This is a genomic window from Leucobacter sp. USHLN154 (genome assembly GCF_037145595.1).
Classification (GTDB): domain Bacteria; phylum Actinomycetota; class Actinomycetes; order Actinomycetales; family Microbacteriaceae; genus Leucobacter; species Leucobacter alluvii.
The window spans coordinates 120,497-144,537 of record NZ_JBBCXF010000005.1; the positions used below are offsets into that span (position 1 = coordinate 120,497).

25 protein-coding genes are annotated in these 24,041 nt (G+C 69.8%); 15 read left to right on the forward strand and 10 right to left on the reverse strand.

Features of this window, described 5'->3' with window-relative positions; all coding sequences use genetic code 11:
- Positions 1 to 26: 26 nt before the first annotated feature.
- Positions 27 to 1,400 (forward strand): peptidoglycan DD-metalloendopeptidase family protein, encoded by a 1,374-nt coding sequence (locus WFH23_RS10335; protein WP_336662460.1) that lies wholly within the window; start codon positions 27 to 29, stop codon positions 1,398 to 1,400.
- Positions 1,401 to 1,493: 93 nt separating this feature from the next.
- On the opposite strand, the gene ppa is transcribed toward WFH23_RS10335, so the two are convergent.
- Entirely contained in the window at positions 1,494 to 1,988 is a 495-nt protein-coding gene (ppa, locus tag WFH23_RS10340) for an inorganic diphosphatase (RefSeq protein ID WP_090151019.1), read from the reverse strand.
- 99 nt (positions 1,989 to 2,087) lie between these two features.
- On the opposite strand from ppa, the gene tilS reads away from it, so the two are divergent.
- From tilS to WFH23_RS10410, 14 genes are all read left to right on the forward strand, one after another.
- Positions 2,088 to 3,188: a tRNA lysidine(34) synthetase TilS gene (tilS, locus tag WFH23_RS10345; protein ID WP_336662461.1), complete on the forward strand. Its 1,101-nt coding sequence runs from the start codon at positions 2,088 to 2,090 to the stop codon at positions 3,186 to 3,188.
- Positions 3,189 to 3,192: 4 nt separating this feature from the next.
- A complete protein-coding gene (gene hpt / locus WFH23_RS10350; protein ID WP_336662462.1) occupies positions 3,193 to 3,750 on the forward strand; it encodes a hypoxanthine phosphoribosyltransferase in 558 nt (185 codons plus the stop codon).
- Positions 3,751 to 3,891: 141 nt separating this feature from the next.
- Positions 3,892 to 6,012 (forward strand): ATP-dependent zinc metalloprotease FtsH, encoded by a 2,121-nt coding sequence (gene ftsH / locus WFH23_RS10355; protein WP_090151010.1) that lies wholly within the window; start codon positions 3,892 to 3,894, stop codon positions 6,010 to 6,012.
- A gap of 5 nt (positions 6,013 to 6,017) precedes the next feature.
- Positions 6,018 to 6,620 (forward strand): GTP cyclohydrolase I FolE, encoded by a 603-nt coding sequence (gene folE, locus WFH23_RS10360; RefSeq protein ID WP_336662463.1) that lies wholly within the window; start codon positions 6,018 to 6,020, stop codon positions 6,618 to 6,620.
- Positions 6,617 to 7,915, forward strand: a complete 1,299-nt coding sequence (gene folP / locus WFH23_RS10365; RefSeq protein ID WP_336662464.1) for a dihydropteroate synthase — start codon at positions 6,617 to 6,619, stop codon at positions 7,913 to 7,915. Before folE ends, folP begins: the two co-directional genes overlap by 4 nt.
- Complete coding sequence (folK, locus tag WFH23_RS10370; protein ID WP_336662465.1) at positions 7,912 to 8,481, forward strand: 2-amino-4-hydroxy-6-hydroxymethyldihydropteridine diphosphokinase; 570 nt, start codon at positions 7,912 to 7,914, stop codon at positions 8,479 to 8,481. Before folP ends, folK begins: the two co-directional genes overlap by 4 nt.
- On the forward strand, positions 8,468 to 8,983 hold the full coding sequence (locus WFH23_RS10375; protein ID WP_090151001.1) for a DUF3180 family protein: 516 nt from the start codon (positions 8,468 to 8,470) through the stop codon (positions 8,981 to 8,983). The genes folK and WFH23_RS10375 overlap by 14 nt, the downstream gene beginning before the upstream one ends.
- A gap of 24 nt (positions 8,984 to 9,007) precedes the next feature.
- Positions 9,008 to 9,532 (forward strand): PH domain-containing protein, encoded by a 525-nt coding sequence (locus WFH23_RS10380; protein ID WP_176698367.1) that lies wholly within the window; start codon positions 9,008 to 9,010, stop codon positions 9,530 to 9,532.
- Complete coding sequence (locus WFH23_RS10385; protein WP_336662468.1) at positions 9,529 to 11,331, forward strand: PH domain-containing protein; 1,803 nt, start codon at positions 9,529 to 9,531, stop codon at positions 11,329 to 11,331. Before WFH23_RS10380 ends, WFH23_RS10385 begins: the two co-directional genes overlap by 4 nt.
- Positions 11,328 to 12,032, forward strand: a complete 705-nt coding sequence (locus WFH23_RS10390) for a DUF2520 domain-containing protein (RefSeq protein ID WP_090150998.1) — start codon at positions 11,328 to 11,330, stop codon at positions 12,030 to 12,032. Before WFH23_RS10385 ends, WFH23_RS10390 begins: the two co-directional genes overlap by 4 nt.
- Before the next feature lie 96 nt (positions 12,033 to 12,128).
- Entirely contained in the window at positions 12,129 to 13,676 is a 1,548-nt protein-coding gene (gene lysS / locus WFH23_RS10395) for a lysine--tRNA ligase (RefSeq protein WP_336662469.1), read from the forward strand.
- A gap of 56 nt (positions 13,677 to 13,732) precedes the next feature.
- The gene (locus WFH23_RS10400; RefSeq protein ID WP_090150992.1) at positions 13,733 to 13,912 is read left to right on the forward strand and encodes a hypothetical protein; all 180 of its coding nucleotides are present in this window, start codon (positions 13,733 to 13,735) and stop codon (positions 13,910 to 13,912) included.
- 78 nt (positions 13,913 to 13,990) lie between these two features.
- Entirely contained in the window at positions 13,991 to 15,472 is a 1,482-nt protein-coding gene (cls, locus tag WFH23_RS10405) for a cardiolipin synthase (protein WP_200331340.1), read from the forward strand.
- Positions 15,473 to 15,554: 82 nt separating this feature from the next.
- Positions 15,555 to 15,911, forward strand: a complete 357-nt coding sequence (locus tag WFH23_RS10410) for a YbjQ family protein (RefSeq protein ID WP_090151423.1) — start codon at positions 15,555 to 15,557, stop codon at positions 15,909 to 15,911.
- A gap of 30 nt (positions 15,912 to 15,941) precedes the next feature.
- Here the strand turns inward: WFH23_RS10410 and WFH23_RS10415 are convergent, their stop codons facing one another.
- The 9 genes from WFH23_RS10415 to WFH23_RS10455 all read right to left on the reverse strand — a co-directional run bounded on the left by WFH23_RS10415 (position 15,942) and on the right by WFH23_RS10455 (position 24,023).
- Entirely contained in the window at positions 15,942 to 16,586 is a 645-nt protein-coding gene (locus tag WFH23_RS10415) for a histidine phosphatase family protein (RefSeq protein WP_090150986.1), read from the reverse strand.
- Entirely contained in the window at positions 16,583 to 17,740 is a 1,158-nt protein-coding gene (locus WFH23_RS10420; RefSeq protein ID WP_336662470.1) for an ABC transporter ATP-binding protein, read from the reverse strand. The genes WFH23_RS10415 and WFH23_RS10420 overlap by 4 nt, the downstream gene beginning before the upstream one ends.
- 8 nt (positions 17,741 to 17,748) lie before the next feature.
- Positions 17,749 to 19,500, reverse strand: coding sequence for an ABC transporter permease (locus tag WFH23_RS10425; RefSeq protein ID WP_336662471.1), 1,752 nt, complete (start codon positions 19,498 to 19,500; stop codon positions 17,749 to 17,751).
- Entirely contained in the window at positions 19,484 to 20,512 is a 1,029-nt protein-coding gene (locus tag WFH23_RS10430; RefSeq protein ID WP_336662472.1) for an ABC transporter substrate-binding protein, read from the reverse strand. Before WFH23_RS10430 ends, WFH23_RS10425 begins: the two co-directional genes overlap by 17 nt.
- Positions 20,502 to 21,317 (reverse strand): metallophosphoesterase family protein, encoded by an 816-nt coding sequence (locus WFH23_RS10435; protein ID WP_336662474.1) that lies wholly within the window; start codon positions 21,315 to 21,317, stop codon positions 20,502 to 20,504. The genes WFH23_RS10430 and WFH23_RS10435 overlap by 11 nt, the downstream gene beginning before the upstream one ends.
- A complete protein-coding gene (locus WFH23_RS10440) occupies positions 21,314 to 22,018 on the reverse strand; it encodes a tyrosine-protein phosphatase (RefSeq protein WP_090150975.1) in 705 nt (234 codons plus the stop codon). Before WFH23_RS10440 ends, WFH23_RS10435 begins: the two co-directional genes overlap by 4 nt.
- Positions 22,019 to 22,171: 153 nt before the next feature.
- Positions 22,172 to 23,026: a MurR/RpiR family transcriptional regulator gene (locus WFH23_RS10445; protein ID WP_200331351.1), complete on the reverse strand. Its 855-nt coding sequence runs from the start codon at positions 23,024 to 23,026 to the stop codon at positions 22,172 to 22,174.
- A 98-nt stretch (positions 23,027 to 23,124) separates the two neighbouring features.
- Entirely contained in the window at positions 23,125 to 23,355 is a 231-nt protein-coding gene (locus WFH23_RS10450; RefSeq protein WP_090150969.1) for a helix-turn-helix domain-containing protein, read from the reverse strand.
- Positions 23,352 to 24,023 carry a hypothetical protein gene (locus WFH23_RS10455; RefSeq protein ID WP_090150966.1) on the reverse strand — a complete coding sequence of 224 codons (672 nt, stop codon included), beginning with the start codon at positions 24,021 to 24,023 and terminating at the stop codon, positions 23,352 to 23,354. Before WFH23_RS10455 ends, WFH23_RS10450 begins: the two co-directional genes overlap by 4 nt.
- Positions 24,024 to 24,041: the final 18 nt, after the last annotated feature.

Here is a 24,041-nt window from a genome sequence, read left to right on the forward strand (position 1 = left end):
CGTACATTGCACGATATGGGGGCAGGATGCAGAAACGGAAGACGAGCACGATGAGGCGTGTGCTCGGAGTGCTCGCCGCATGCGCGATCGGCGCCGGAGTGCTCGTCGGAGGCCAGCTCACTGCGCCTCCCGCTCAGGCCCTCGATCTTCCCACCTGGGACGATGTGCAGGAGGCGAAGCAGAACCAGTCGTCTGCCGCGAAGAAGGTCAAGGAGATCGAGTCGCTCATCGCCGAGGGTGAGAAGGAACTCGACCGATTGCGCAACCTGCATGCGACGACGATCGACGAATTGCATGCGGCAGAAGATGCGCTGGCCGTCGCCTCTGAGAAGGCGGCGAACCTCGAGGTGCAGGCGGAAGCGAGCCGCAAGGAGGCCGACGAGGCCGCCGACCGCGCCGGGGCGCTCGTCGCTCAGATGTACCGATCGGGCGGAGTGGATCGCAGCGTCGAGATGTTCCTCGACTCCGACGGCAGCACGGCAGACGCGCTGCTCGACCGCATGGCGTCGATGTCGAAGGCGACCGAGCGGAACACGACGCTCTCGCAGGAGGCCGAGCAGGCCGCGAACACGGCCGATACTCTCGGCCAGCAGGCGGAGGCGGCCGCGCAGGAGCGCGAGCGGCTGCGCCAGGTGCAGCAGGAGAAGGAGCTGGCCGCTGCCGAAGCCGTCGCCGGGCAAGGCGAGAAGGTCAAGGAGCAGGAAGCGCAGCAGAAGACGCTGCAGACGCAGCTCGCGGCGCTGAAGGACACCACGACGAAGACCGTCGAGGGGTACGAGGAGCGCCTCCGCATCGAGGAGGAGCAGCGGCGAGCCGAGGCCGAGCGTCTGCGCAAGGAAGCTGAAGCGGCGCGGAAAGCCGCTGAGGAGGAGGCCGCCCGTCGTGCTGCGGAGGGCGGCGGCAACCCCGGCGGCGGCGGCGGAGCTCCGGCTCCCGGCGGCGGAGGCGGTGGCGGCGGCGGCGGTGTCGCACCGCCGCCCCCCGGCGGCGGTGGCGGCGGATCGAACGGCTGGATGTACCCGACCGCCGGCTTCTACGTCTCGGAAGGGTTCCGGCCCCCGGGCCGACCCGATCACACGGGCATCGATCTCGCGACCGGCTGCGGCACCCCGATCTTCGCGGCTGCAGAGGGCACCGTCGCGATGACGTACTGGGATGGCGGCGGCGGCGGCAACATGGTCACCATCAATCACCCCAACGGATGGCAGACCCGGTACGCGCACATGATCGGATGGGCGGTCGTCGGTCAGGGCAGCTACGTGTCGGCCGGTCAGGTCGTCGGCTACGTCGGGAACACCGGCGCGAGCACCGGCTGCCACCTGCATTTCGAGATGCGGCCCAACCAGGACAACGGCTGGTACGACTTCGTGGATCCCGCCTGGTACATCGTCTTCCCCTGATCGGGGAGACGCGCAGGAGACGCGGAGAGGGGCTCGGGATCGCTGTGATCCCGAGCCCCTCTCGTCGTGCGGCGGCGCGTGCGCGCCGGGAGGTCAGTGCCCTTCGGACGTGAGGCGATCCTGCGCCTCGACGATGAGCCGCTCGGCGTCGGCTGCGGAACCCCACGCGTCGACCTTCACCCACTTGCCCGGCTCGAGATCCTTGTAGTGCTCGAAGAAGTGCTCGATCTCCTTGCGGGTGTACTCCGGGATGTCGGAGACGTCCTGGATGTGCGCCCAGCGCGGATCCTTGTGCTGCACGGCGATGACCTTGTCGTCGCCCCCCGCCTCGTCGCTCATCTTGAGCACGCCGACGGGACGCACCTTCACGCCGACGCCCGGGAACACCGGGAAGTCGAGCAGCACGAGCACGTCCAACGGATCCCCGTCCTCGCCGAGGGTCTCCTCGAAGAACCCGTAGTCGGTGGGGTAGACGAACCCGGTGTAGAGCACGCGGTCGAGGTACACCCGACCGGTCTCGTGGTCGACCTCGTACTTGTTGCGGCTCCCCTTGGGGATCTCGATAACAGCGTCGAATGCTGCGGCCATGCGCGCTCCTCCGTGCTTTCTGTGAGCGGCCGCGAGCGGCCGAGTGTGCATATGCGGCTCCCAGGCTACCCGACCCCGCTCGCCGGGTACCGTTGAGGCATGCTGCAGACCGCGCTCCTCGCCACACGTCTCGCCGTCAGGGATGCGCTCCGGGCGGAGTTCGGGGGAGCGTGGTCGTCGAGCGCAGGCCTGCGGGGGCGGGTGCTCGTCGCAGTGTCGGGGGGTGCCGATTCGCTCGCACTCTCGGCCGCTGCGGCGTTCTCAGCGGTCCGCGAGGGCTTCACGGTGGCCGCGGTCGTCGTCGATCACGGCCTGCAGGCCGGTTCTGCTGACGTTGCGGATCGTGCCGCCGAGCAGGTTCGCTCACTCGGGATCGACACCGTGCTCGTGCGCCGCGCTGAGGTGTCGGCGTCGCGCTCACGACGATCCGGCCCGGAGGCCTCTGCGCGTCATGCGCGCTACGCCGTGCTGGCGGACTCCGCGCGGGAGGTCGGCGCCGTCGCGATCCTGACCGGTCACACTCGCGATGACCAGGCCGAGCAAGTGCTGCTCGGGATCGCCCGGGGCTCTGGGGCTCGGAGTCTCGCGGGCATCCCACCGCGTCGCGGCCTCGGCGACGGCATCGTCGTGCTGCGCCCGTTCGTCCGGGCCGAGCACGGGATCACCCGTGCGGTCACGGCGGCGGCGTGCCGGGAGGCGCAGCTCGAAGCGTGGCAGGATCCGCAGAACTCCGACCGCGCCTACACGCGCGTGCGCGTGCGCGCCGCCGTGCTTCCCCTGCTCGAGCGCGAACTCGGGCCCGGCGTCGCCGCGGCTCTCGCGCGCACGGCTGACCTCGCCAGGGAAGATGCGGAGGCCTTCGACGCGATGGTCGAGGAGCAGATCGAGGAGATCGTCGAGCACGCGGAGGCCGGGATCGCAGTCTCCGCAGGAGCGCTCGCGGCGAACCCTGCGGCGCTGCGTCACAGGATCATCCGGAGGGTGGCCGAAGCGGAGTTCGGCAGCGAGCTCAGTCGGGAGCACACCCTCGCGATCGCCGCCCTCGTCACGCACTGGCGGGGTCAGGGGCCGATCGAGGCTCCCGGAATCACCGTCGCCCGCGTCGCCGGCCGCGTCGAGTTCACGAGGCGCGCGGGTTCGCCCCGCGGACCGGCCGCGAGCGCCCGTGTCGCAGACGGCGCCGCAGCAATGGAAGAATAGACGCATGGATGCGAAACATCTGGGCGATCAGCTCTCCGTCGTACTGCACACCGAAGCAGAGCTGCATCAGCGGCTCGCCGAACTCGCTCGTGAGATCGAGGCCGACTACGGCGACGAGCCGCCGCTGCTCGTCGGCGTGCTGAAAGGCGCCATCATGGTGATGGCCGACCTCGCCCGCGAGCTCCGGTTCCACGCGCAGATGGACTGGATGGCGGTCTCGTCGTACGGCGCGAGCACGAAGTCGAGCGGCGTCGTGAAGATTCTGAAGGATCTCGACGCCGACATCACCGGGCGCGATGTGCTGATCGTCGAGGACATCATCGATTCGGGCCTCACGCTCTCCTGGCTCAAGGAGAACCTCGAGAGCCGCGGCGCCAAGTCGGTGCGCATCTGCACGATGCTGCGCAAGCCGGAAGCGCTCAAGGTGCAGGTCGACGTCGCCTACGTCGGCTTCGACATCCCGGTCGAGTTCGTCGTCGGGTACGGCCTCGACTACGCCGAGGACTACCGCAACCTCCGCGACGTCGCCGTGCTCGCGCCGCACGTCTACGGCGGCGAGTAACGTCCGCAGCACTGCAGCAGGCCCGGGGCGCCGAGTGCGCCGTGAGCGGACAAGCGCCCGCGGCTCAGACCGATGTCAGTGGCATTGGCTACGCTTACCGATGCTGGATCTCCCGGCACGCTCCTTCTGAAAGGTCCAGACTTGGCAGAGAATTCGACGAAGAGCACATCGAAGAGCCGTCGGCTCCTGCGCGGGCCGCTGCTCTATCTGATCCTCGCACCGATCATCGTGCTGCTCGGGTGGTCGCTGCTGTCGGGCGGAAGCACGCAGGAGGTGTCGACGGATCGCGGTCTCGAGATGCTCGCCGACGGCGACGCGAAGCACGCGGAGATCATCGACGGGGATCAGCGCGTCAATCTCGAACTCGAGAAGGCCGATAAGAAGACCGGATCGCAGGACGTCTACTTCTACTACGTCGCGCCCCGCGGTCTCGACATCGTCGAAGCCGTGAACGACGCGGATCTCAAGGACGGGTACACCGACCAGGTGCCGCAGCCCAGCCCGATCTGGTCGTTGCTGAGCTTCCTGCTCCCGCTGCTGCTCATCGGCCTGCTCATCTGGTGGATGCTCTCCTCCATGCAGGGCGGTGGCCGCGGGGTCATGCAGTTCGGCAAGTCGAAGGCGAAACTGGTCTCGAAGGAGACGCCGCAGGTCACGTTCGCCGATGTCGCCGGTGCCGATGAGGCCGTCGAGGAGCTGCACGAGATCAAGGACTTCCTGCAAGACGCCACCCGCTTCCAAGCCGTGGGCGCCCGCATCCCCAAGGGCGTGCTGCTCTACGGCCCTCCCGGGACCGGTAAGACGCTGCTCGCCAGGGCCGTCGCCGGCGAGGCAGGCGTGCCGTTCTACTCGATCTCGGGCTCCGACTTCGTCGAGATGTTCGTCGGCGTCGGCGCGAGCCGTGTGCGAGACCTCTTCAAGGAGGCGAAGGCGAACGCTCCCGCCATCATCTTCGTCGACGAGATCGACGCAGTCGGCCAGCGCCGCGGCCAGGGCATGGGCGGCGGCCACGACGAGCGCGAGCAGACGCTCAACCAGCTGCTCGTCGAGATGGACGGCTTCGACCCGAAGACGAACGTCATCATGATCGCGGCGACGAACCGTCCCGACATGCTCGACCCCGCGCTGCTGCGCCCGGGCCGCTTCGACCGGCAGGTCGGTGTCGACGCTCCCGATATGCCCGGGCGACTCAAGATCCTGCAGGTGCACGCCAAGGGCAAGCCGCTCTCGAAGAACGTCGATCTTGAGATCGTCGCCCGCAAGACGCCGGGCTTCTCGGGCGCCGACCTGGCCAACGTGCTGAACGAGGCGGCGCTGCTGACGGCGCGTTCGAACGCGCAGCTCATCGACAACCGCGCGCTCGACGAGGCCATCGATCGGTCGATCGCCGGGCCGCAGCGTCGCACGCGTCTCATGCGAGACCATGAGAAGCTCATCACCGCGTACCACGAGGGGGGCCACGCGCTCGTCGCGGCAGGCCTGAACCACACCGACCCCGTGACCAAGATCACGATCCTGCCCCGCGGCCGTGCACTGGGGTACACGATGGTCATCCCGCTCGAAGACAAGTACTCGGTCACGCGGAACGAGCTGCAGGATCAGCTCGCATACGCACTCGGCGGCCGGGTCGCCGAGGAGCTCGTCTTCCACGATCCGACCACCGGCGCCGGCAACGACATCGAGAAGGCGACGAGTACGGCGCGCAAGATGGTGACGGAGTACGGCATGTCTGCGACGGTCGGACCGGTGAAGCTCGGCCAGGGGCAGCCCGGCGCGTTCATGGGCGAGTTCGGGCAGAACCGCGACTACTCGGAGGGGGTCGCGATCACGATCGATGCCGAGGTGCGCGAGCTCATGGAGCAGGCGCACAACGAGGCCTACGAGGTGCTCGTGCAGAACCGCGACATCCTCGACGCGCTCGCTCGCGAACTCCTCGAGAAAGAGACGCTCGACCACATCCAGATCGCCGAGATCTTCCAGGGAGTGCAGAAGCTCGCTCCGCGCCCCACCTGGTTGTCGCACGACGACCGTCCCGTCTCCGATCGACCGCCGATCGAGGTACCCGCCGCCGTGCGCACCGACGACCGCGCGGTCGGCGATCCCGAGCCGGGCGCTGCGCCCGGCCCCGATTCTCCGGCTGATTCGCCCGTGATCGCCATCGACCCGGCACCGGGTCTGCTTCCCCCGCAGACGACCGGTGACCCGGGGCAGCCCCCGCGCAACCTCGGCGTCGGCGGGGACGATCGCGACAGCACGAAGTAATCACCATGGGTGACACGGTGGATCGGGAGCGGATCGCTTCGGCGGTGCGCGAGCTCATCGGGGCTATCGGGGAGAATCCCGACAGCCCCGAGCTCGCGAGCACTCCCTTCCGTGTGGCGGACGCGTACGCCGAGTTCTTCGCGGGTGTCGGCCGCGACCCGTCGGTGCTGCTCTCCGACTCCGTCCCGGTCGGCGAAGACACCGGGGAGCTCGTCGTCGTACGCGACATCACCCTGCGTTCGATGTGCGAGCATCACCTGCTCCCGTTCCGCGGGCGAGCGCACATCGCCTACCGGCCGAACGAGCGCGTCGTCGGGTTGAGCGCCATCCCTCGCGTCGTCGAGATGCTCGCAGCGCGACCGCAGATGCAGGAGCGGCTCGGCGAGCAGATCGCGCAGACCCTCCACGACGGATTGGACCCGCACGGCGTGCTCGTCGTGCTCGAGGCGAGCCACGGATGCGTGGCCGACCGGGGCGTGCGGCAGAGCGAATCGACGATCATCACCGTGGCGTCTCGCGGGTCGCTCGCAGACGCGGCCGAGCAAGCCGCGGTCTTCGCCCTGCTGGGCCGAGCGCATCTCGCTGGAGCAGAGAGCGGCGAGGCGTGACCGGCTCCGTCTCACGGGCGCGGCCGCGGGCGCGCGAGCGGGCACGTCCGACGGTGATGGGCGTGCTCAACGTGACCCCCGACTCGTTCAGCGACGGCGGATCGTATGCTGCGCACGATCTGGCGATCGAACGCGGCCTCGAACTCGTGGCCCAGGGCGCCGACGTGGTCGACGTGGGCGGTGAGTCGACGCGTCCGGGAGCGACGCCGGTGAGCAGCTCGGAGGAGCAGGCGCGCGTCCTCCCCGTGATCCGCGCCCTCGCCGAGGCCGGTGCCACGGTCTCGGTCGATACGCTGCACGCCGACACGGCAGCCGCTGCGGTCGCAGCGGGCGCGCGCTGGATCAACGACGTCTCGGGCGGCCTGCACGACCCCGCGATGCTCGCCGTCGCCGCCGACGCCAGCCGTCATCGATCAGTCGGATTCATCATCGGCCACTGGCGCGGCATCCCCGACCCCGCGCACCTGCGCTCCGAGTACGGGGACGTCGTGAGCGAGGTGGCGGACGCCCTCGCGGAGCAAGTCCGTGCCGCGATCGCTGCCGGGGTGCGCCCCGAACATCTCGTGCTCGATCCCGGACTCGGCTTCGACAAGACCGGAGATCAGGGCTGGCAGCTGCTCGCCGCGCTGGGGGAGCTCAACGCCGTGGGGTTCCCCGTGCTCGTCGGAGCGTCGCGCAAGCGCATGCTGGGGGAGGCCGTCGCGGAGCTCGCGACGCCCCGACGTGAACCCGGCGAGATCAACCGCTCCCACGAGCGGGATCTCGCAACAGCCGTGGTCAGCGCGCTGGCTGCCGACGCCGGGGCCTGGGGCGTGCGCGTGCACGACGTCGTCGGCACGCGCCAGGCGCTCGCCGTGCAGGCGGCCTGGAGCGGGGCTCGCCGGCGCACGGCGGAGCCGGAGCGCACGAGCGACACGCAAGAAGATCGGATCACCCTCACCGGCCTCGAAGTGTTCGCCCACCACGGGGTCTTCGACTTCGAGCGCGAGCAGGGCCAGCGCTTCATCATCGACGCCGACGTGCAGGTGAGCCTCGCCGGCGCTGCCGCAGACGATGCGCTCGCGCGGACCGTGCACTACGGGGAACTCGCCGACGCGATCGCCGACGCCGTCGGCGGAGACCCGGTCGACCTGATCGAGACGGTCGCCGAGCGGGCCGCGACGGTCGCACTCGGGTTCGCCGGCGTGCGCTGCGCTCGCATCACCTTGCACAAACCGGATGCCCCGATCGCGCAGACCTTCTCGGACGTCTCGGTCACCGTCGTGCGTCATGCTGCGGAGAGGACCCCGCTGTGATCGCCCAGGTGGTTCCCGTGCTCTTCGCCTTCGGCGCGAACCTCGGGGATCGCGGAGAGACCATCCGCTCAGCGCAGCGCGCACTCGCCGCGACTCCGGGCATCGAGCGGTTCGAGGCCTCTGCGCTGCGCGAGACGATCGCGCTGACGGCGTCGGGGCCAGATCCCGATGCTCCCCGCTACGTCAACGGCGTCGCCACCGCACGGACGACACTCGACCCCCATGCGCTGCTCGATGCCATGCAGGCGATCGAGACGACGCACGGCCGCGTTCGCGACATCCGCTGGGGCGACCGGACGCTCGACATCGACCTCGTGCTGTTCGGCGGGCGCGTGATATCGGATGACCGGCTGCAGGTGCCCCATCCCCGCGCGCACGAGCGAGATTTCGTGCTCGCCCCCTGGCTCGATCTCGACCCCGACGCGGTGCTCATGGGCCACGGCCGCGTTGCGGACCTGCTCGCGCGGATCGGCGATACCACCGTGCCCCTGAGTCATGACGACCACGCGAATGCCGGCTCGAAGGTCGCGCCGGGCAGATCGGGAGGGCTCGATGCGCAAGGTTGAGCGCAGCAACCCGCTCGTCACGCTCGCGGTCGCCGCGATGGGCGCAGCCGTCGGACTGGTGGTGCAGTTCGCCCTGTCGAGCCGCGGGCACGCCCCGCTCTCCCCGCCGCTCTCGCTGCCCGCCTCCCTGGTGCTGGTCGCGGGGGTGCTGCTCGTCTTCGGCCTGCGCCTGCGTCGCCAGATCCGCAAGCAGCCCGGAGCGATCGATCCGTTCCACGCCGTCCGGCTGCTCGTGACGGCGCGAGCCGGGCAGATCGTGGGGGCGCTCTTCGGCGGGTTCGGGGCCGGGCTGCTGCTCTCGCTGACCGGTCGGAGCGTGGCCGCCACGGCTGCGACGTGGGTGCCGATGATGCTCGTCGTCATCGCCGGTGCGGTGCTGCTCGGGTGCGCTGCGATCGTCGAGCACTGGTGCCGCGTGCCGCCGGGCGATGAGACGGACGAGGACGGCGGGCTCGATCCCGAGCGAGGACCGGCGGACCCGGCGGTGTACCGAGACCGCTGATCGGCCTGGGCCTAAGCTGGTGCCATGACTACGGGTGATGTCGAGGTAACGGAGTCCGCAGCCGGGTGGCAGACGGAGCGGGTCGACTGGAAGCGCGTCTCGCCGTCGTACGCGTGGGCGGATCTCGCGGTGAACCTGCTGTTCGTCATCGCGCTGGCCGCCGTCTTCGCGGTGATCTTCATGTCGACCGGTGGCGACGCGCCGCTCTTCCTGCGCATCGGTCTCCCGGCGCTGATCCTGATCTTCCTGATCAACGCGATCTTCGCGTTCCGACGCGTGCGCGCGATCGGATACGTGCTGCGCGACGACGATCTGCTCTTCCGCCGCGGCATCATGTTCGAGCGCGTCATCGCCGTGCCGTACGGACGCCTGCAATTGGTCGACGTCACTCGCGGTCCGCTGCTGCGGGCACTCGGACTGGCGACGCTCAAGTTCGTCACCGCCTCGGCCGCGACCGGAGTCAATCTGCCCGGACTGCGCCACGAAGACGCCGAGCAGCTGCGCGACCGTCTCGTTGAGCTCGCCGAGGCGCGGAGGTCGGGCCTGTGACCGTCGACCCCGAAGTCGACGCCCAACTGCCCGGCTCCTCCGACGCCGAGGGCTGGCGGCGCATGCATCCGCTGTCGCCGCTCCTTCGCGGCGGGCTCGCGCTGCTCGTGATCGCCGGCATCATCGTCGCGAACTTCCGAGATCACTTCGTGCAGTTCTTCTTCGCGAACAACCTCGATGACGGGGATGCGTCCGTCGACGTCTCCGGTGATCGCGACCTGGTCGACCTGTACGAGTTCCTGGTCGCCGAGGGGCTGCTGCTCGCCGTGCTCGGCGGCCTCGTGCTGATCCTCCTGCTGATCGTGCTGTTCTCCTGGCTGGCGTGGCGGTTCGCCACGTACCGCATCACGGAGGCCGCCGTGGAGGTGCGGAACGGGGTGCTGTTCCGCTCGCATCGACGCGCCCCGCTCGAGCGCATCCAGAGCGTGAATCTGCAGCGATCTCTCTTGGCCCGCGCGCTCGGCCTCACGAAGATCGAGGTCGTCACCGCGGGGCAGGGGGGCAAGGTCGAGCTGTCGTTCCTCGGCCATCGAGACGCGAAAACCGTGCGCGAGCAGATTCTGCAGGTGTCAGGATCGCGTCGACGCGGCGGTGCCGCAGGTCAGCGCGCCGTCGCCGACGTGTCAGCCCCGGCGCCCGTCGGATTGGACGGAACGGTCTACTCGACTGCGGGTGACGCGCTCACCGCCCGCGCGCATGACTTCGTCGACGCCGACATCGACCCGGAGGCGCTCGAAGCGCAGACGCTGGTGAAAGTGCCCGTCGGTCGGCTCGCGGCGAGTATCGCGCTCGGGTGGGAGGCGATCATCCTCGTGGTGCTCATCGCCGGCATCATCATCGGCGGCGCCGTGCTCGAAGCCTTCTTGATCTTCGGCGTCATCCCGCTGCTGATCGTGATGGCGAGCGTCATGTTCGGGCAGTTCAACAAGGGCTTCAATTTCACGCTCTCGCGCACGGACGACGCGGTGCGCACCGGTTCCGGCCTCACGTCGACCATCACCGAGTCGATCCCGTTCGGGCGCATCCACGCGGTGGAAGCGCGGCAGCCGCTGCTCTGGCGCCCGCTCGGTTGGTGGAAGGTGCGCATCACCACGGCGGGCCACTCCGTCGCGCAGGGCGGGCAGAACGCGACCCAGAACGTCGTGCTGCCCGTTGGGCGAGAGGCCGACGTGCTCCGGGTGATCGAGACACTGCTCCCCGGCACCGGGACGGAGGCCGACGAGATCGCGACCCTGCGCGACGGACTGATCGGCCCGGCCGACGGGTACGTGCGCGGGGGCCGACGCTCGGCAGCCGTGCTGCTCTGGGGTCGTCGTCGCGCCGGCCTACGCATCGAAGACACCGGCGGTGACGACGCGACGCTGCGCATTCGGCGCGGCGTGCTGACGCGCTCGTTCGCGATCATGCCCATCCTCCGCGCGCAATCGATCCAGCTGCGACGGCCGCTCGTGCATCGCATGCTCGGCCTCGCATCGATCTCCGCGCACACGGTGCTCGGGCCCGTGCGCATGGAGATGCGCGGGCTCGAACTCGGCGCCGCTCGCCGACTCTTCGATGAGCTCGCAGCGCTCGTGCTCCGCGTGCAGGGCGCCGAAGCCCAGCGCATCCTCGAGGCGCGCGCTCCGCTGGCCGAGCCGATGCCCGCCGAGCCGGTGCTGGCCGAGCCGGTGCCCGCCGAGTCCGCGCTGCCGGAGCCGGTATCGCCGGAGCCCGTATCGCCCGAGCCCGTATCGCCCGAGTCGCCCCGCGCCCCGCGCCACGGCGACGGGCTCACGAGCGGACGGGCGCACGAGGCGTGAGCGCGGGTGCAGCCGCGTCCAGGCTCGGCATCGGCGTCGTCGGCGCCGGCCGCGTCGGGCCCGTACTCGCCCGGGCGCTCGCAGGAGCCGGGCATGCGATCGTCGGCATCACGGCGCTCGGAGTCGACGGGCGGGAGCGCGCGGAGGCGATGCTGCCCGGAGTGCCGGTGCTCGACGTCGCCGAGGTCGTACGGCGCTCAGAACTCGTCCTGTTCGCCGTTCCGGGCAGCGAACTTCCCGACCTGGTCACCGGGCTCGCCGCGACCGGCGCCTGGCAGCCCGGGCAGCTCGCGATCCACACCGCGCCCGAGCACGGGTACGGCGTGTTCGCCCCGGCGCTCGCCGCGGGGGTGATTCCACTCGCCCTCCACCCGGCGATGGTGTTCACGGGGACCAGTCTCGACCTCACGCGACTCGCCGAGGCGACGGTGGCCGTCACCGCCCCTGCGCCGGTGCTGCCCATCGGGCAGGCGCTCGCCGTCGAGATGGGCGCCGAGCCCGTCATCGTCGCCGAGGAGGATCGCGCGGCCTACGCCGAAGCCGTGAGTGCGGCGAGCGAGTTCTCCCGCGCGATCGTGCGGCAGAACATCGACGCCCTCCGGGCGCTCGGGATCGAGCGCCCGGGCCAGATCGTCGCCGGGATCGTGCGTGCCGCGGTCGAGGAGGAGCTGATCGCGGGGGAGCCCGATCCCGAACTGTGACTCGCGGGCCCCGGCAATCGCCGTGGGCCAGCCGACGCCGCAGGCGGAAGCTAGGATGGGTCGGTACGCCGACACGATCCGGAGGACCCCGCCCCTATGAGCGAGCAGACCGCAGCACCCGCAGAGAGCGCCCCGGAGGCGACCGCCGAAGAGATCTTCGAGCAGAAGCGGGTGCGACTCGAGAAGCGCGACCGGCTGAACGCCGACGCGGACCTCGCGGGCGGAGCCTATCCCGTCGCACTGCCGGTGACCACCACGATTCCGGCGGTCCGCGCCCAGTACGGTCACCTGGAGGAGACGCCCGATACGGCCTCCGGCGAGCGCGTGGGCCTGGCGGGGCGCATCGTGTTCCAGCGCAACACGGGCAAGCTCTGCTTCGCCTCGCTGCAGGCCGGCGACGGCACGCGCATCCAGGCGATGGTGAGCCTCGCCGAGGTGGGCGAGGAATCGCTCGCACGCTACAAGGAGCTCACCGACCTCGGCGACCACCTGTTCGTGAGCGGCGAGGTCATCTCGAGCCGCCGCGGCGAGCTGTCGATCATGGTGAGCGACTGGGCCATCGCCGCGAAGGCGATCGCGCCGCTGCCGAACATGTACGCCGAGCTCAACGAGGAGACGCGCATCCGCCAGCGCTACCTCGATCTGATCCAGCGGGAGCAGGCCCGCATCAACGTCGTCACCCGTGCGCGCACCATGGCCAGCCTGCGCAGCACGTTCGCGGAGCGCGACTTCATCGAGGTCGAGACGCCGATGCTGCAGACGATGCACGGCGGCGCTTCGGCCCGTCCGTTCGTCACGAAGTCGAACGCCTTCGACACCGAGCTCTACCTGCGCATCGCACCCGAACTGTACCTCAAGCGCGCGGCCGTCGGCGGCCTCGAGCGCGTCTTCGAGATCAACCGCAACTTCCGCAACGAGGGCGCCGACTCGACGCACAGCCCCGAATTCGCGATGCTCGAGGCGTACGAGGCGTACTCCGACTACAACGGCATCGCCGATCTCACGCAGTTGCTCGTGCAGAACGCGGCCCTCGCGGCCAACGCGGGAACGGAGCGCGAGGGCACCCATGTGGTGCGCTGGGCCGACGGGACGCTGTTCGATCTCGGCGGCGACTGGGAGCGCATCTCGATGTACGGCACGCTCTCGGAGGCCGTCGGCCGCGAGATCACGCCGGAGACGAGCGTCGGCGATCTGCAGGCGCTCGCCGACGCCGAGGGCGTCGAGGTGCACCTGCCCAACCACGGCAAGCTCGTCGAAGAACTGTGGGAGCACTTCGTGAAGGACGGACTGATCCGTCCCACCTTCGTCATGGACTTCCCGGTCGAGACGAGCCCCCTCACCCGGCACCACCGCTCGATCCCCGGTCTCGTCGAGAAATGGGATCTCTACGTGCGCGGCTTCGAGCTCGCGACCGGGTACTCGGAGCTCGTCGACCCCGTGGTGCAGCGCGAGCGCTTCACGCAGCAGGCGGCGGAGGCGGCGCGCGGCGACGACGAGGCGATGCCGATCGACGAGGACTTCCTGCGCGCGCTCGAGCACGGGATGCCTCCGTCGGGCGGCATGGGCATGGGCATGGATCGACTGCTCATGGCGCTCACGGGCCTCGGGATCCGGGAGACGATCCTCTTCCCGCTCGTCAAGTAAGCACCTTCCGAGCTCCCCAGGTTTCCGCGCGGGAGCGCACGTACACTGGGGGAACTATGGACAATTGGTGGTTGAACGCGATCTGGTCGCTGACTCCGACCGTGCTGATCGGCATCTTCTTCTGGCTGGTGCTGCGGCTGATCCTGCGCGCCGATCGCACGGAGCGCCAGGCGTACCAGCGCATCGAGGCCGAGGAGCGCGCGAAAGCCGGACTGCCCGCTCGAGACGAGGCCTGAGCGCCGACGGTTCCCCGCTACAGTGGACGTACGCGCACTCGCGCAATCATGGCACTGAGGTGACGCGGAGGGAGCCAGATGGAATTCGACTGGTTCGGACTGGATTGGCCCGTCGTCTGGGCCTGGTTCGTGCTCGTCGTCGACAATCTGATTCGTCTCGTCGCCATCTTCGTCGTCCCGCGCAATCGGCGCCCCACCGCCGGCATGGCCTGGCTCATGGCGATCTTCGCCCTGCCGGTGCCCGGTCTGCTGCTCTTCCTGGTTATCGGGAGCAAGCGGCTTCCTCGTGCACGCGAGCGGAAGCAGGAGGCGATCAATCACTTCGTCGCCCAGATCGCCGACCAGGAGGAAGCCGAACTCATCACGCCGCCGGAACGGATGCTTCCGGGGCTCGACAGTGTGGTGAAGCTCGGCCGTGAGCTCGGAGCGCAGCCGATGCTGCAGGGCAATACGGCGTCGCTCTGCATCGACTACGAGGAATCGTTCGCTCGGATGGCCGAGGCCATTCGCGCCGCGAAAGCGTACGTGCACGTCGAGTTCTACATCTTGGTGCACGACGAGACCACGAACGACGTCTTCGCCGCTCTGCGCGAGGCCGTGGCCCGCGGGGTGACGGTGCGCGTACTGCTCGACCACATCTCGGCCGTGCGGAATCCCGGCTCGAAGCGCACGGCGCAGAGTCTGACCGACATGGGCGCCCAGTGGTCGTACATGCTGCCGGTGCGGCCGTGGCGCGGCGAGTATCAGCGCCCCGACCTGCGCAACCACCGCAAGCTCATCGTCATCGACGGCTCCGTCGGCTTCATGGGATCGCAGAACCTCGTCGACTCCAGCTACAACAAGCGGTCGAATCGGCGGCGCGGTCTGCACTGGAAAGACCTCATGGTGCGGGTCGAAGGGCCCATCGTGCTCGGACTCGAAGCGGTGTTCCAAGGCGACTGGTACCTCGAAACCGGCGAGTACCTGACGAACCTCACCGACGAGGCGGTCAACGTGCAGCAGCCCGGCGACCTCGACTGCCAGATCGTGCCGAGCGGCCCGGGATACGCAGGCGAGAACAACCTGCAGGTCTTCGTCGCCCTCATGTACTCGGCGCAGCGTCGCATCAGCATCACGAGCCCGTACTTCGTTCCGGACGGCTCCATCATGAACGCCGTGCGCGCCGCGACGGCTCGCGGGGTCGAGGTCGAGCTCTTCGTCTCGGAGGTCGGCGACCAGGCGATGGTGTACCACGCCCAGCGCTCCTACTACGAGGAGCTGCTGCGCGCCGGGGTGCGCATCATGATGTTCCGCCCGCCGTACATCCTGCACTCGAAGCACTTCACCGTCGACGAGGAGGTCGCGGTCGTCGGATCGTCGAACATGGATCAGCGATCCTTCGGGCTCAACATGGAGATCTCGATGGTGGTGCACGGAGCGGAATTCGTGCGCGATCTCGACGGCGTCACCGATTACTACCGCGAGAACTCGCGCGAGCTGACCCTTGAGGAGTGGGAGAAGCAGTCACTGCCCTCGCAGCTGCTCGACGGCATCGCGCGACTCACCTCGGCGCTGCAGTAGCCTCGCCGCGAGCGGCGAGGGTCTACGCTGAACTCAGCTGCGCCGGTGGGTGCGAGCAGAGTCGTACGAGGGGAATCAGATCATGTTCGCAGTGACCACCAACGACGTACCGGGATACCGGATCACCCAGGTGCTCGGGGAGGTGATGGGGCTCACCGTGCGTTCGGCGAACTTCGGGCAGAACTTCACGGCGGGCTTCCGGGCACTGGGCGGCGGCGAGATGCCCGAGTACACGAAGGTGATCTACGAATCGCGCTGGGAAGTGATGCACCGCATGTGGGCGGAGGCCCAGTCCCGCGGCGGGAATGCGGTGGTGGCGATGCGGTTCGACTCAGGCGCGATCGGCAACTTCACCGAGTTCTGCGCGTACGGCACGGCCGTCGTCATCGAACCGCTCGCTCCGCAGGCGCCCGCGACGCCGCAGAACCCGGCGCAGTAGTCGGGGAAGCGCGACCGGACGGGCTCGGCGTCAGAACGCGTGCTGCTCAGCCGGGGTGCCGAGGCGGCGGATCGCGATCCGTGGCCCGTTCCGCGTCTCGTCGACCGGGAACGGGATCTCGTGGGCTGCCGGTGCATCCCTCGCGGCCGCCGGTGAGATCAGCCAGGCCTCGCCGTTGAGGATGCGCGGAGCTTCCGTTCCGCTCAGCGCGGTCAGGGCGGAGCGGATGAGCGCTCCGTGGGCCACGACGATCGAACCGGGGGCCTCGCGCAGGATCCGCCCGAACGCTGACGCTCCGCGTTCCGCGAGCGCCGCGAGAGCTTCCGCGTCGGGGACGTCGAGGCCGGGCCACCGGGCGCTGGCATCGGTGACGAGCATCCCCTCGGCCGAACCGAAGTCGCGCTCGATGACGTCATCCGCGATCTCCGCCTGCGGCAGCTCGAGCCGGTCGGAGATGATGCGAGCGGTTTCGGCGGCGCGACTGAGCGGGGACGCGATGACGCGCTGCCACGGCCCTGCATCGTGCAGCAGCTCGGCGATCTCACCGGCCTGGCTGCGGCCGCGCTCGTTCAGCGGGATATCGGTGCGGCCCTGGATGCGGCGACCGATGTTCCAGTCGGTCTCGCCGTGCCGAACGATGACGATGGATGCGGCTCGAGATTCAGGGGTGCTCATACTCCCACGCTAACCGGTCGAGGTCGTGCTGCGCCCGCGACGGAGGAACCGGCTGACGGTTCGGAGACCACTCGCCCGTGCGTCTCGGTCGTCGGGCTGCGGAAGGCGGTCGCCCGTTCGATCTCCACGCGCACACGGGTGCCAGCAGCGCAACGCACGCCGTGCGCACGCGAGCGGATCGAGAGCCCCTGCCAGTCGATCACGAGGTCGTCGCCGCCTCGGCCGAAGAGCGACGAGGTGACGGTCGCGGGGCCCGATGGGTCTGGAATCGCGCGCACGTGCTCGGGCGAGACGGCGAGTTCCACTGCAGCGCCACCGTTTCGCCCCTGGCCGTCGAGTCGCGTCCCGTCCACACGCTCGAACGGCAGCGCGAGCGGGTGCTGATCAGCGCGGAACCCGGCGTGGTCGAGCACTCCCGGCACGATCGCCGCATCGGAGACGAACCCCGCGACGAAGGCCGACGCGGGGCGCTCGACCAGCTCAGCGGGGGTCGCCACTTGCTGGACTCGGCCGCCGTCGACGACGACCACCCGATCGGCGAGCGCGAGCGCCTCGCTCCGGTCGTGGGTGACGTGCAGCACGGTCAGGCCGAGCTCGCGGGTGAGCGCGCGGAGTTCGAGCCGGAGGCGATCGCGCAGCGGCTCGTCGAGTGCGGAGAGCGCCTCGTCGAGGAGCAGCACGCGCGGGCGCGCGACGATTGCTCGGGCGATCGCGACGCGCTGCCGCTGGCCGCCGGAGAGCGTGGCGGGGTTGCGCCGCTCGGCGCCGGGGAGACCCACGAGATCGAGTGCCTCTGCGACGCGGCGGCGGCGCTCCGCTCGCGAGACGCCGCCCCGGCGCAAGGGGTACTCGATGTTGCGGCCGACGTTCCAGTGCGGCCAGACCGCGTGCTGCTGGAACACCATGCCGAGCCCGCGCCGCTCGGGCTCCAGGCTCCGGCTCGGCGAAGCCACCACGGTATCGCCGATGCGCACGGTTCCGGCGGTCGGGGCGATGAAGCCGGCGACCGTGCGCAGCAGGGTCGTCTTGCCGGAGCCCGACGGGCCGACGAGGGCCACGAACTCGCCGTCGCCGATGCGGAGATCGACGTCGGCGAGCCCGAGATGGCCCCCGGGGTAGGAGAGACTGACCGATTCGAGTGCGACGGAAGACACGAGCGTTCCTAACGTGGGGTGCGGGCGGTGAGGCCGAGACCGGCGAGTCCGACGAGTGCGACGATGAGCGAGAGCGCGGACGAGGCGTTGTAGGCGCCTGCCTGCTGCAGGTTGAAGATGACGACGCCGAGCGTCTGGGAGCCGGGCGAGAGCAGGAGTACGGAGAGCGTGAGCTCGCGCACAGCGGTGAGCCCGACGAGAACCGCCCCCGAGATCGCTGCGGGAACGGCCATGCGGCACGAGATGTCCCAGAGCGCCCGCAGCCGGGTGGCGCCCGAGATGCGGGCTGCCTCCTCCGCAGTCGTCGGGGTCGCGGAGAGCGGGGCGTGCACGGATTGCACGACCAGGGCGAGGAACGACGTCAGATAGGCGCAGAGGATCAGCCAGGGCGTGTTGGAGAGGCCGATCTTCGGTGCGATCACGAGCCAGGCGACAGCGATGACGAGTCCGGGGATCGCCTGCGGCAGGAGCGACAGACCGAGCAGCGCGGGGTTGCTCCGAGCGCGCGTGCGGGTCACGAACGTGCCGATCCCGAGTCCCAGCACTCCGCAGATGATGGCGGCGAGTGTCGCCAGCATCAGTGAGTTGCCGATACCGGTGAGTGTGCCCGATGCCGACAGGGCCCGTTCGAAGCTCGCGAGCGTGATCGTCTCGAGGGTGAGCGGCACCCCGGGCGCTGGCAAGAGGGATTGAATGGCGAGCGTGATGAGCGGCAGCACGGTGACCGCGAGCACTGCGATGGCGGTGAGCGCGCCGACCGGCACCCTGGCGCGTCCGAGCGGGAGCCGGGCCGGTGCTCCGGCTTGCGCGTCGAGCTCGACCCGTGTGCGCGTGCGCAGCAGATCGACGACGACACCGAGCAGCGCGATGACGAGCAGTACGAACCCGATGGCCGAGACCACCGCGAGGGGGTCGTCGACGGTGCCCGACTGCAGGTAGCGGTAGACGAGGGTGGAGAGCGTGACGTAGCGCTCGGGCAGACCGATGATGGAGGGGATGCCGAAATCGGCGAGATTCGACACGGCGATGAGTGTGAACGAGGAGAGCATGGCGGGTCGCAGCAGCGGCGTCGTGACCTCCCAGAGCGCGCGGGGCGCGGAGGAGCCGGAGATGCGCGCCGCCTGCTCCAGGTCCGCGGGAATGCGCCGCAGTGCAGCTGTCACGATCATCATCGCGATCGGGTAGCTGTGGAGGGTGAGGAGGAAGATCACGCCGTCGCCGCCGTAGAGATTCCAGAGCGGTGCGCCGAACCGCTGCGTCCAGAACGTGTTCACCGCTGCCGAGGGGCCGAGCAGGCTGAGCCAGGCGATCGCCCCGACGAACGGCGGCATGAGCATCGGGCTGAGTGCGAGCAGGCGGAGCGCGCGACGGCCGGGCAGGTCGGTGCGTTCGAGCAGCACGGCGAGCGCGCTGCCGATGACCACGGCGAGCACGGCTGAGACGGCGGCGGAGACGAGCGAGTTGCCGGCGGCTCCGAGCACGTCGGGATCGCCGAGGGCCGTCCATCCGCCGCCGGTCGCGGCGAGGACGACGATCGCGATGATCGGTACGAGGATGAGGGCGGCGACCGCGCACCACAGGGCGATGCGCACCGCGCCGAGGCCGTCGAGCGAGAACCGGGACCTCGCCGCATCGGTGGCGCGATCCCGGCCGGTCCCGCGGGCGTCCCCGGCACCTCGGGCGTCCCCGGAACCGCGGGCCCGACCGTGGTCGGTCGAGCCCGCGAGCGGGGGCGAGAGCGTGTTACTGGAAGAGGCCATTGAAAGTCTCGACGGCGTCGGCCTGCGACGCGCGGATCGTCTCGAGGTCGGGGGCGAGTAGTGTGATGTCGGCAGTCGCGGGCGCGCCTTCCGGGCTCTCGACGTCATCGCGGATCGGGAGGTACGACTGCGATGCTGCGATCTCCTGCCCTTCCTTGCTGATGAGGAAGTCGACGAGCAACTGGGAGGCCTCTGGCTCCGCGGTATCGGCGAAGATGCCGACCGGCTGCGACACGAAGGGCACGCCCTCCTCGGGGTAGACCGCCTCGATGGGCGAACCGGCGGCGGCGAGGTCCCGCACGAGGGAGTCGACGACGATCCCGACCGGGCTGCTGCCGTCGGCGACGGCCTGCGAGACGGGGCCGTTGCTCTCTGCGATCAGGGGCTGGTTGGCGGCGAGCCCCTCGAGCCAGGTCATGCCCAGGTCGTCGTTGTCGAGCCACACGGCGGCGTTGTACGCAGCGGCGCCCGAGACGTCGGGGTTCGGCATCGCGATCTTCCCCGCGTACTCGGGGTCGGTGAGATCCTGCCACGACTCGGGGGCCTCGGTGATGACGTTCGTGTTGATCGCGACGACGGTCGGCAGCACTCGCGTGCCGACGTAGAAGTGCTCGGGATCGACGAGATCCTGATTGATGGCCGCGGCTTCGGGGGATTCGTACTCGAGGAGCAGGTCGCGCTCGGCGTAGTCCTCGAACGTGCCGGCGTCGGCCGCCAGCAGCAGGTCGGCGCCGATGTCGCCCGACTTCTCCTCGGCTGCGATACGAGCGGTGAGATCTCCGGTGCCGGCGCGGAAGACGTCGACGGTGATCTCCGGGTGCTGCTCGGTGAACGCCGCGACGATCGCGTCGATCTTCTCCTGCGGCTCCGAGGTGTACAGGGTGATCGTCGACGCATCGGGGGTGCCGGCATCGCCGGAGTCGGTTGCGTCCGCCGAAGCGGCGCATCCGGTGAGTGCGAGGGCCGACAGGGCGAACGCGGCGATGACGCCGGTGGAACGGTTACGAGACATGGGTCGCTTTCTGTGCAGAGCGGGTGATGGATTGGGTGAAGAGGGGCTCGGGTGAGTGCAGCGCGATGGTGGAAGCGCTCACTCCCTCGCTCGTGAACTGGACGAGCGAGAACATGGGGGAGTCGTGCCCGGCGACGGCGTCGGGGCCGGCGTTCATCACCTGGTGGTAGGCGAGAGAGGGGCCGACGAAGATGGGAATGCCGTGCATCGATGCTGTGAGGCCGTGGTGGAAATGCCCGGCGAGGATCGCGCGGACGTCGCTGCCGTCGAGTACGTGGAGCAGCTCTTCCGCGTTGCGGAGGCCCTGGCGGCGGAGCGCCGGCAGCGGTGAGCCGAGCGGCGCGTGGTGCAGCGCGACGACCGTGCCGCGTTCCGCCGGTGCAGCGAGCTCGGAGGCGAGCCACTCGAGTTGATCGGCGTCGATGCGGCCGGTGCGCGAGTCGAGGCGGACCACGCGGACGCCGTCGACGAGGTGGGCGCCGAAGTGCGCGCGCGCGTGGCCGGGAAGTGCGTGCGCGGCGATGGGGTCGTCGTGGTTGCCGAGCACGGTGAGCACCGGTGCGGCCAGGCGGTCCTGCAGGCGATCGCACGCCCGTGCCACCGCGGCGTAGGCGCCGGCGTTGCCGCGTTCGATGAGGTCGCCGGTGATGACGACCGCCTCCGGCGTGATGCCGGTCGCGAGCGCGTAATCGCCCACCCGTTCGAGCCGACCCAGGCCGTCGACCGCGTCGTAGAGCAGACCGCTCTCCGTGGCGTGGAGGTCGCTCACGTGGAGCAGCGTGAACCGGCCGGTGCGGCGGCTCATGCGACTGATCCCGTGGCGATGGCGGCGTGCGCGTCCGCCCGATCCGCGAGGGCGGCCACGTGCCCGGACGTCGCGCCGTGCGTGCGGAGATACTGCGCGACCCCTCCCAGCTCATCCACGATGTCGAGTGCCGACTCGAGGGCCTCCGCGGGGCTGTCCAGGTGGAGTCGCTCCGACGCGGCGCGCGCCGCAGCTGAGAGCGTGACGCCCGAGAGCTGCGCGGCGGCGATCGCCTCCCGCTGCGGGCGCACGGTCTCGCCCGATACTGCGTAGTCAGCCACGACTTCGGCACGCGCGTCTCCCGCGGCGAGTCTCGCCAGTGCGACGACGAGTCCGGTGCGGTCCTTCCCGGCTGTGCAGTGCACGACCGCGGTTCCCGGGTGCTCGGCGATGGCGATGACAGCGGCGGTGAGCCGTGAGCCGCGATCGCGGACGAGCCCCGCGTAGACGGATTCGAGCGTTCCCGAGCTGGGCGGCGCTGCGCCGTAGAGCGGCACGGAGCGCACGGGGATCGTGTGCGTGCGCCCCGCCTGCTCCGATTCCTCGCGCAGGTCGATGACGAGGTCGACGCCGACGTCCCGGAGGCTGCGCTCGCCGCCGGAGGTGAGCGCATCGAGGCCGGCCGAGCGCACGAGCCAGGGGCGACGGCGGTGACCGATGCCTCGTGCGTTGTAGCTGCCGTCGAGTGAAATGTCGTGCACTGCTCTGTTCTCCTGCCGGTGTCGCCCGTTACATCGGGCGTGAAATGCGGTTACATGAGCAGCATCGCCGGGCAGGGTGTCGCGGTGGTGAACGGGTGGGGACGCGCAGCTGTCGAACTGGAGAAGGGTCCGAAAATCCCAGATCAGATAGATTTACTGCTGAGAGTCGACGAGTGCGTCGGCGACGACCTCGCGCATGTCGAGCGCGTCGGTGCTCGATCGCAGGCCTGCGACCTCCGTGACGAGCGCCTGCAACAGCACGGAGTGGCCGAGTCGGCTGAAGAAGGGATCGACCGCGTGCTGGGTGCCGACCGCGCCGGTCGAGAGCGCGACGTCCGAGAGCTCGACCAGGGGGGCTCTCGGATAGCTGCAGAGCGACACGATTCGCGCACCGCGCTTGCGCGCGGCGCGCACCGTCGCCAGTGTGTGCGCGTTCGCCCCGGAATGGCTGAGTGCGAAACAGACGTCAGCATCGGTGAGGCTGTGAGCGGCGAACTGCTGAGCGAGGATGTCGAGCGGCGCTTCCACCGGGCGGCCGACCGTGGCGAGGCGCATGGCGGCGTCTTGCAGTGGTGGAGCGGAGAACCCGTTGGCGGCGCACACGACGCGCGAGGCGCGCGCGAGCAGCGCGGCGGCCTCGGCGAGGGCGGTGCGGTCGATCGAAGCCCGCCCGACGAGCAGTGCGGCCCGCGCGCTCTCGAAGACCTGGTCCACGGCGTCTCCCGGGGTGCGCTCCTCGGTGCCGGAGGCGGGCATCTCCCGTGCCAGTTCGAGGCGCAGATGCTGGAACCCGCGGAATCCGAGCCGCTGGCAGGCTCTGATGACGGTGGCGGTCGATGTTCCGGCCGCCGCGGCGAGCTCCTGCGTCGACCATTGCGGGACGTCGGCGGGGCGATCGAGGATCACTCGGGCGACCGCGCCCTCGCTCTGCCCGAGGGTCGCGGCGAACGCGCGGATCAGGGCGAGCGCAGACGCGGGTGCTGCTGGGGAGAGCGAGGGCGACGACATGCGTTCACGGTAAGCGGCACGGGTGAACGCGGGGTGTCGAGCCAGTGGACTGCGCGGGTCCGCCTCCGGCCTGCACGGGCTCTGGCTCCGACGTCGCGCTACTCGGAGACGACGAGCAGGTCGCCCACCTCGCAGTCGAGCGCACGGCAGATCGCGGTGAGCGTCGAGAAGCGGATCGCTCGCGCGCGATCATTCTTCAGCACGGAGAGGTTCACGAGGCTCACCCCGACCATCTCGCTCACCTGGGTGAGGGTGAGACCCCGCTCTGCGAGCAGCTCGTCGAGCCGGCAGTGGATCGCGTGCCCCTCGCCGGGGTCGACGGGAGTCATACGAGGCCCTCGGTCTCGCGCTCGAGGCGCATCGCGCGTCGGATTGCGATGTCGATCAGTCCGAGGGCGGAGATCCCGAAGAGGATGATCACGTACCATCCCCACCACGCCAGAGTTCCGGTGTCTGTGGCACGGACGTCGAGTGCTGCGGCTACCCCGTTCGCCGCGAAGTGCCGGAACGCATACGCCGCGAGCGCTCCGCCGACGCCGCTCCACATGGCTGCGCTGAACGCTCGGCTCACGGCGGGCGTGAAGAACTCGCCGCGCAGCACACTCCGCGTCAGTCGCGCCGTGCAGGCGATCACGACCAGGGCGGCAATGGCCGCGAGCACGATCGAGATCGCCAGGCACACCGTCGAGACCGGGTTGACATCGGGCACGATCACGTCGATCCGCGTCGCGATCCCGGAGATGGGGTCCGCTGCGATCGGTCCGTCTGCGCCGTACTCCGTCACCCCCTCCGCGGTGATCTCCCGCGGTTGGATCGGAAGGGTCCACGCGATGCCACCGGGGACGAAGCGACGCCGGAACTCGGCGATCGCGAGCGCGACGACGGCGATCGCGGCGAGTGAGCACATGACGAGTACGCCGATGGCGTCCGAGCGGATCCTGCGCGGAGTGAACTCGCCTCGGGAGGGTGGGCGCTGGGGGAGCTGCGACGCTGACATGGCGCCTCCTTATCGTTC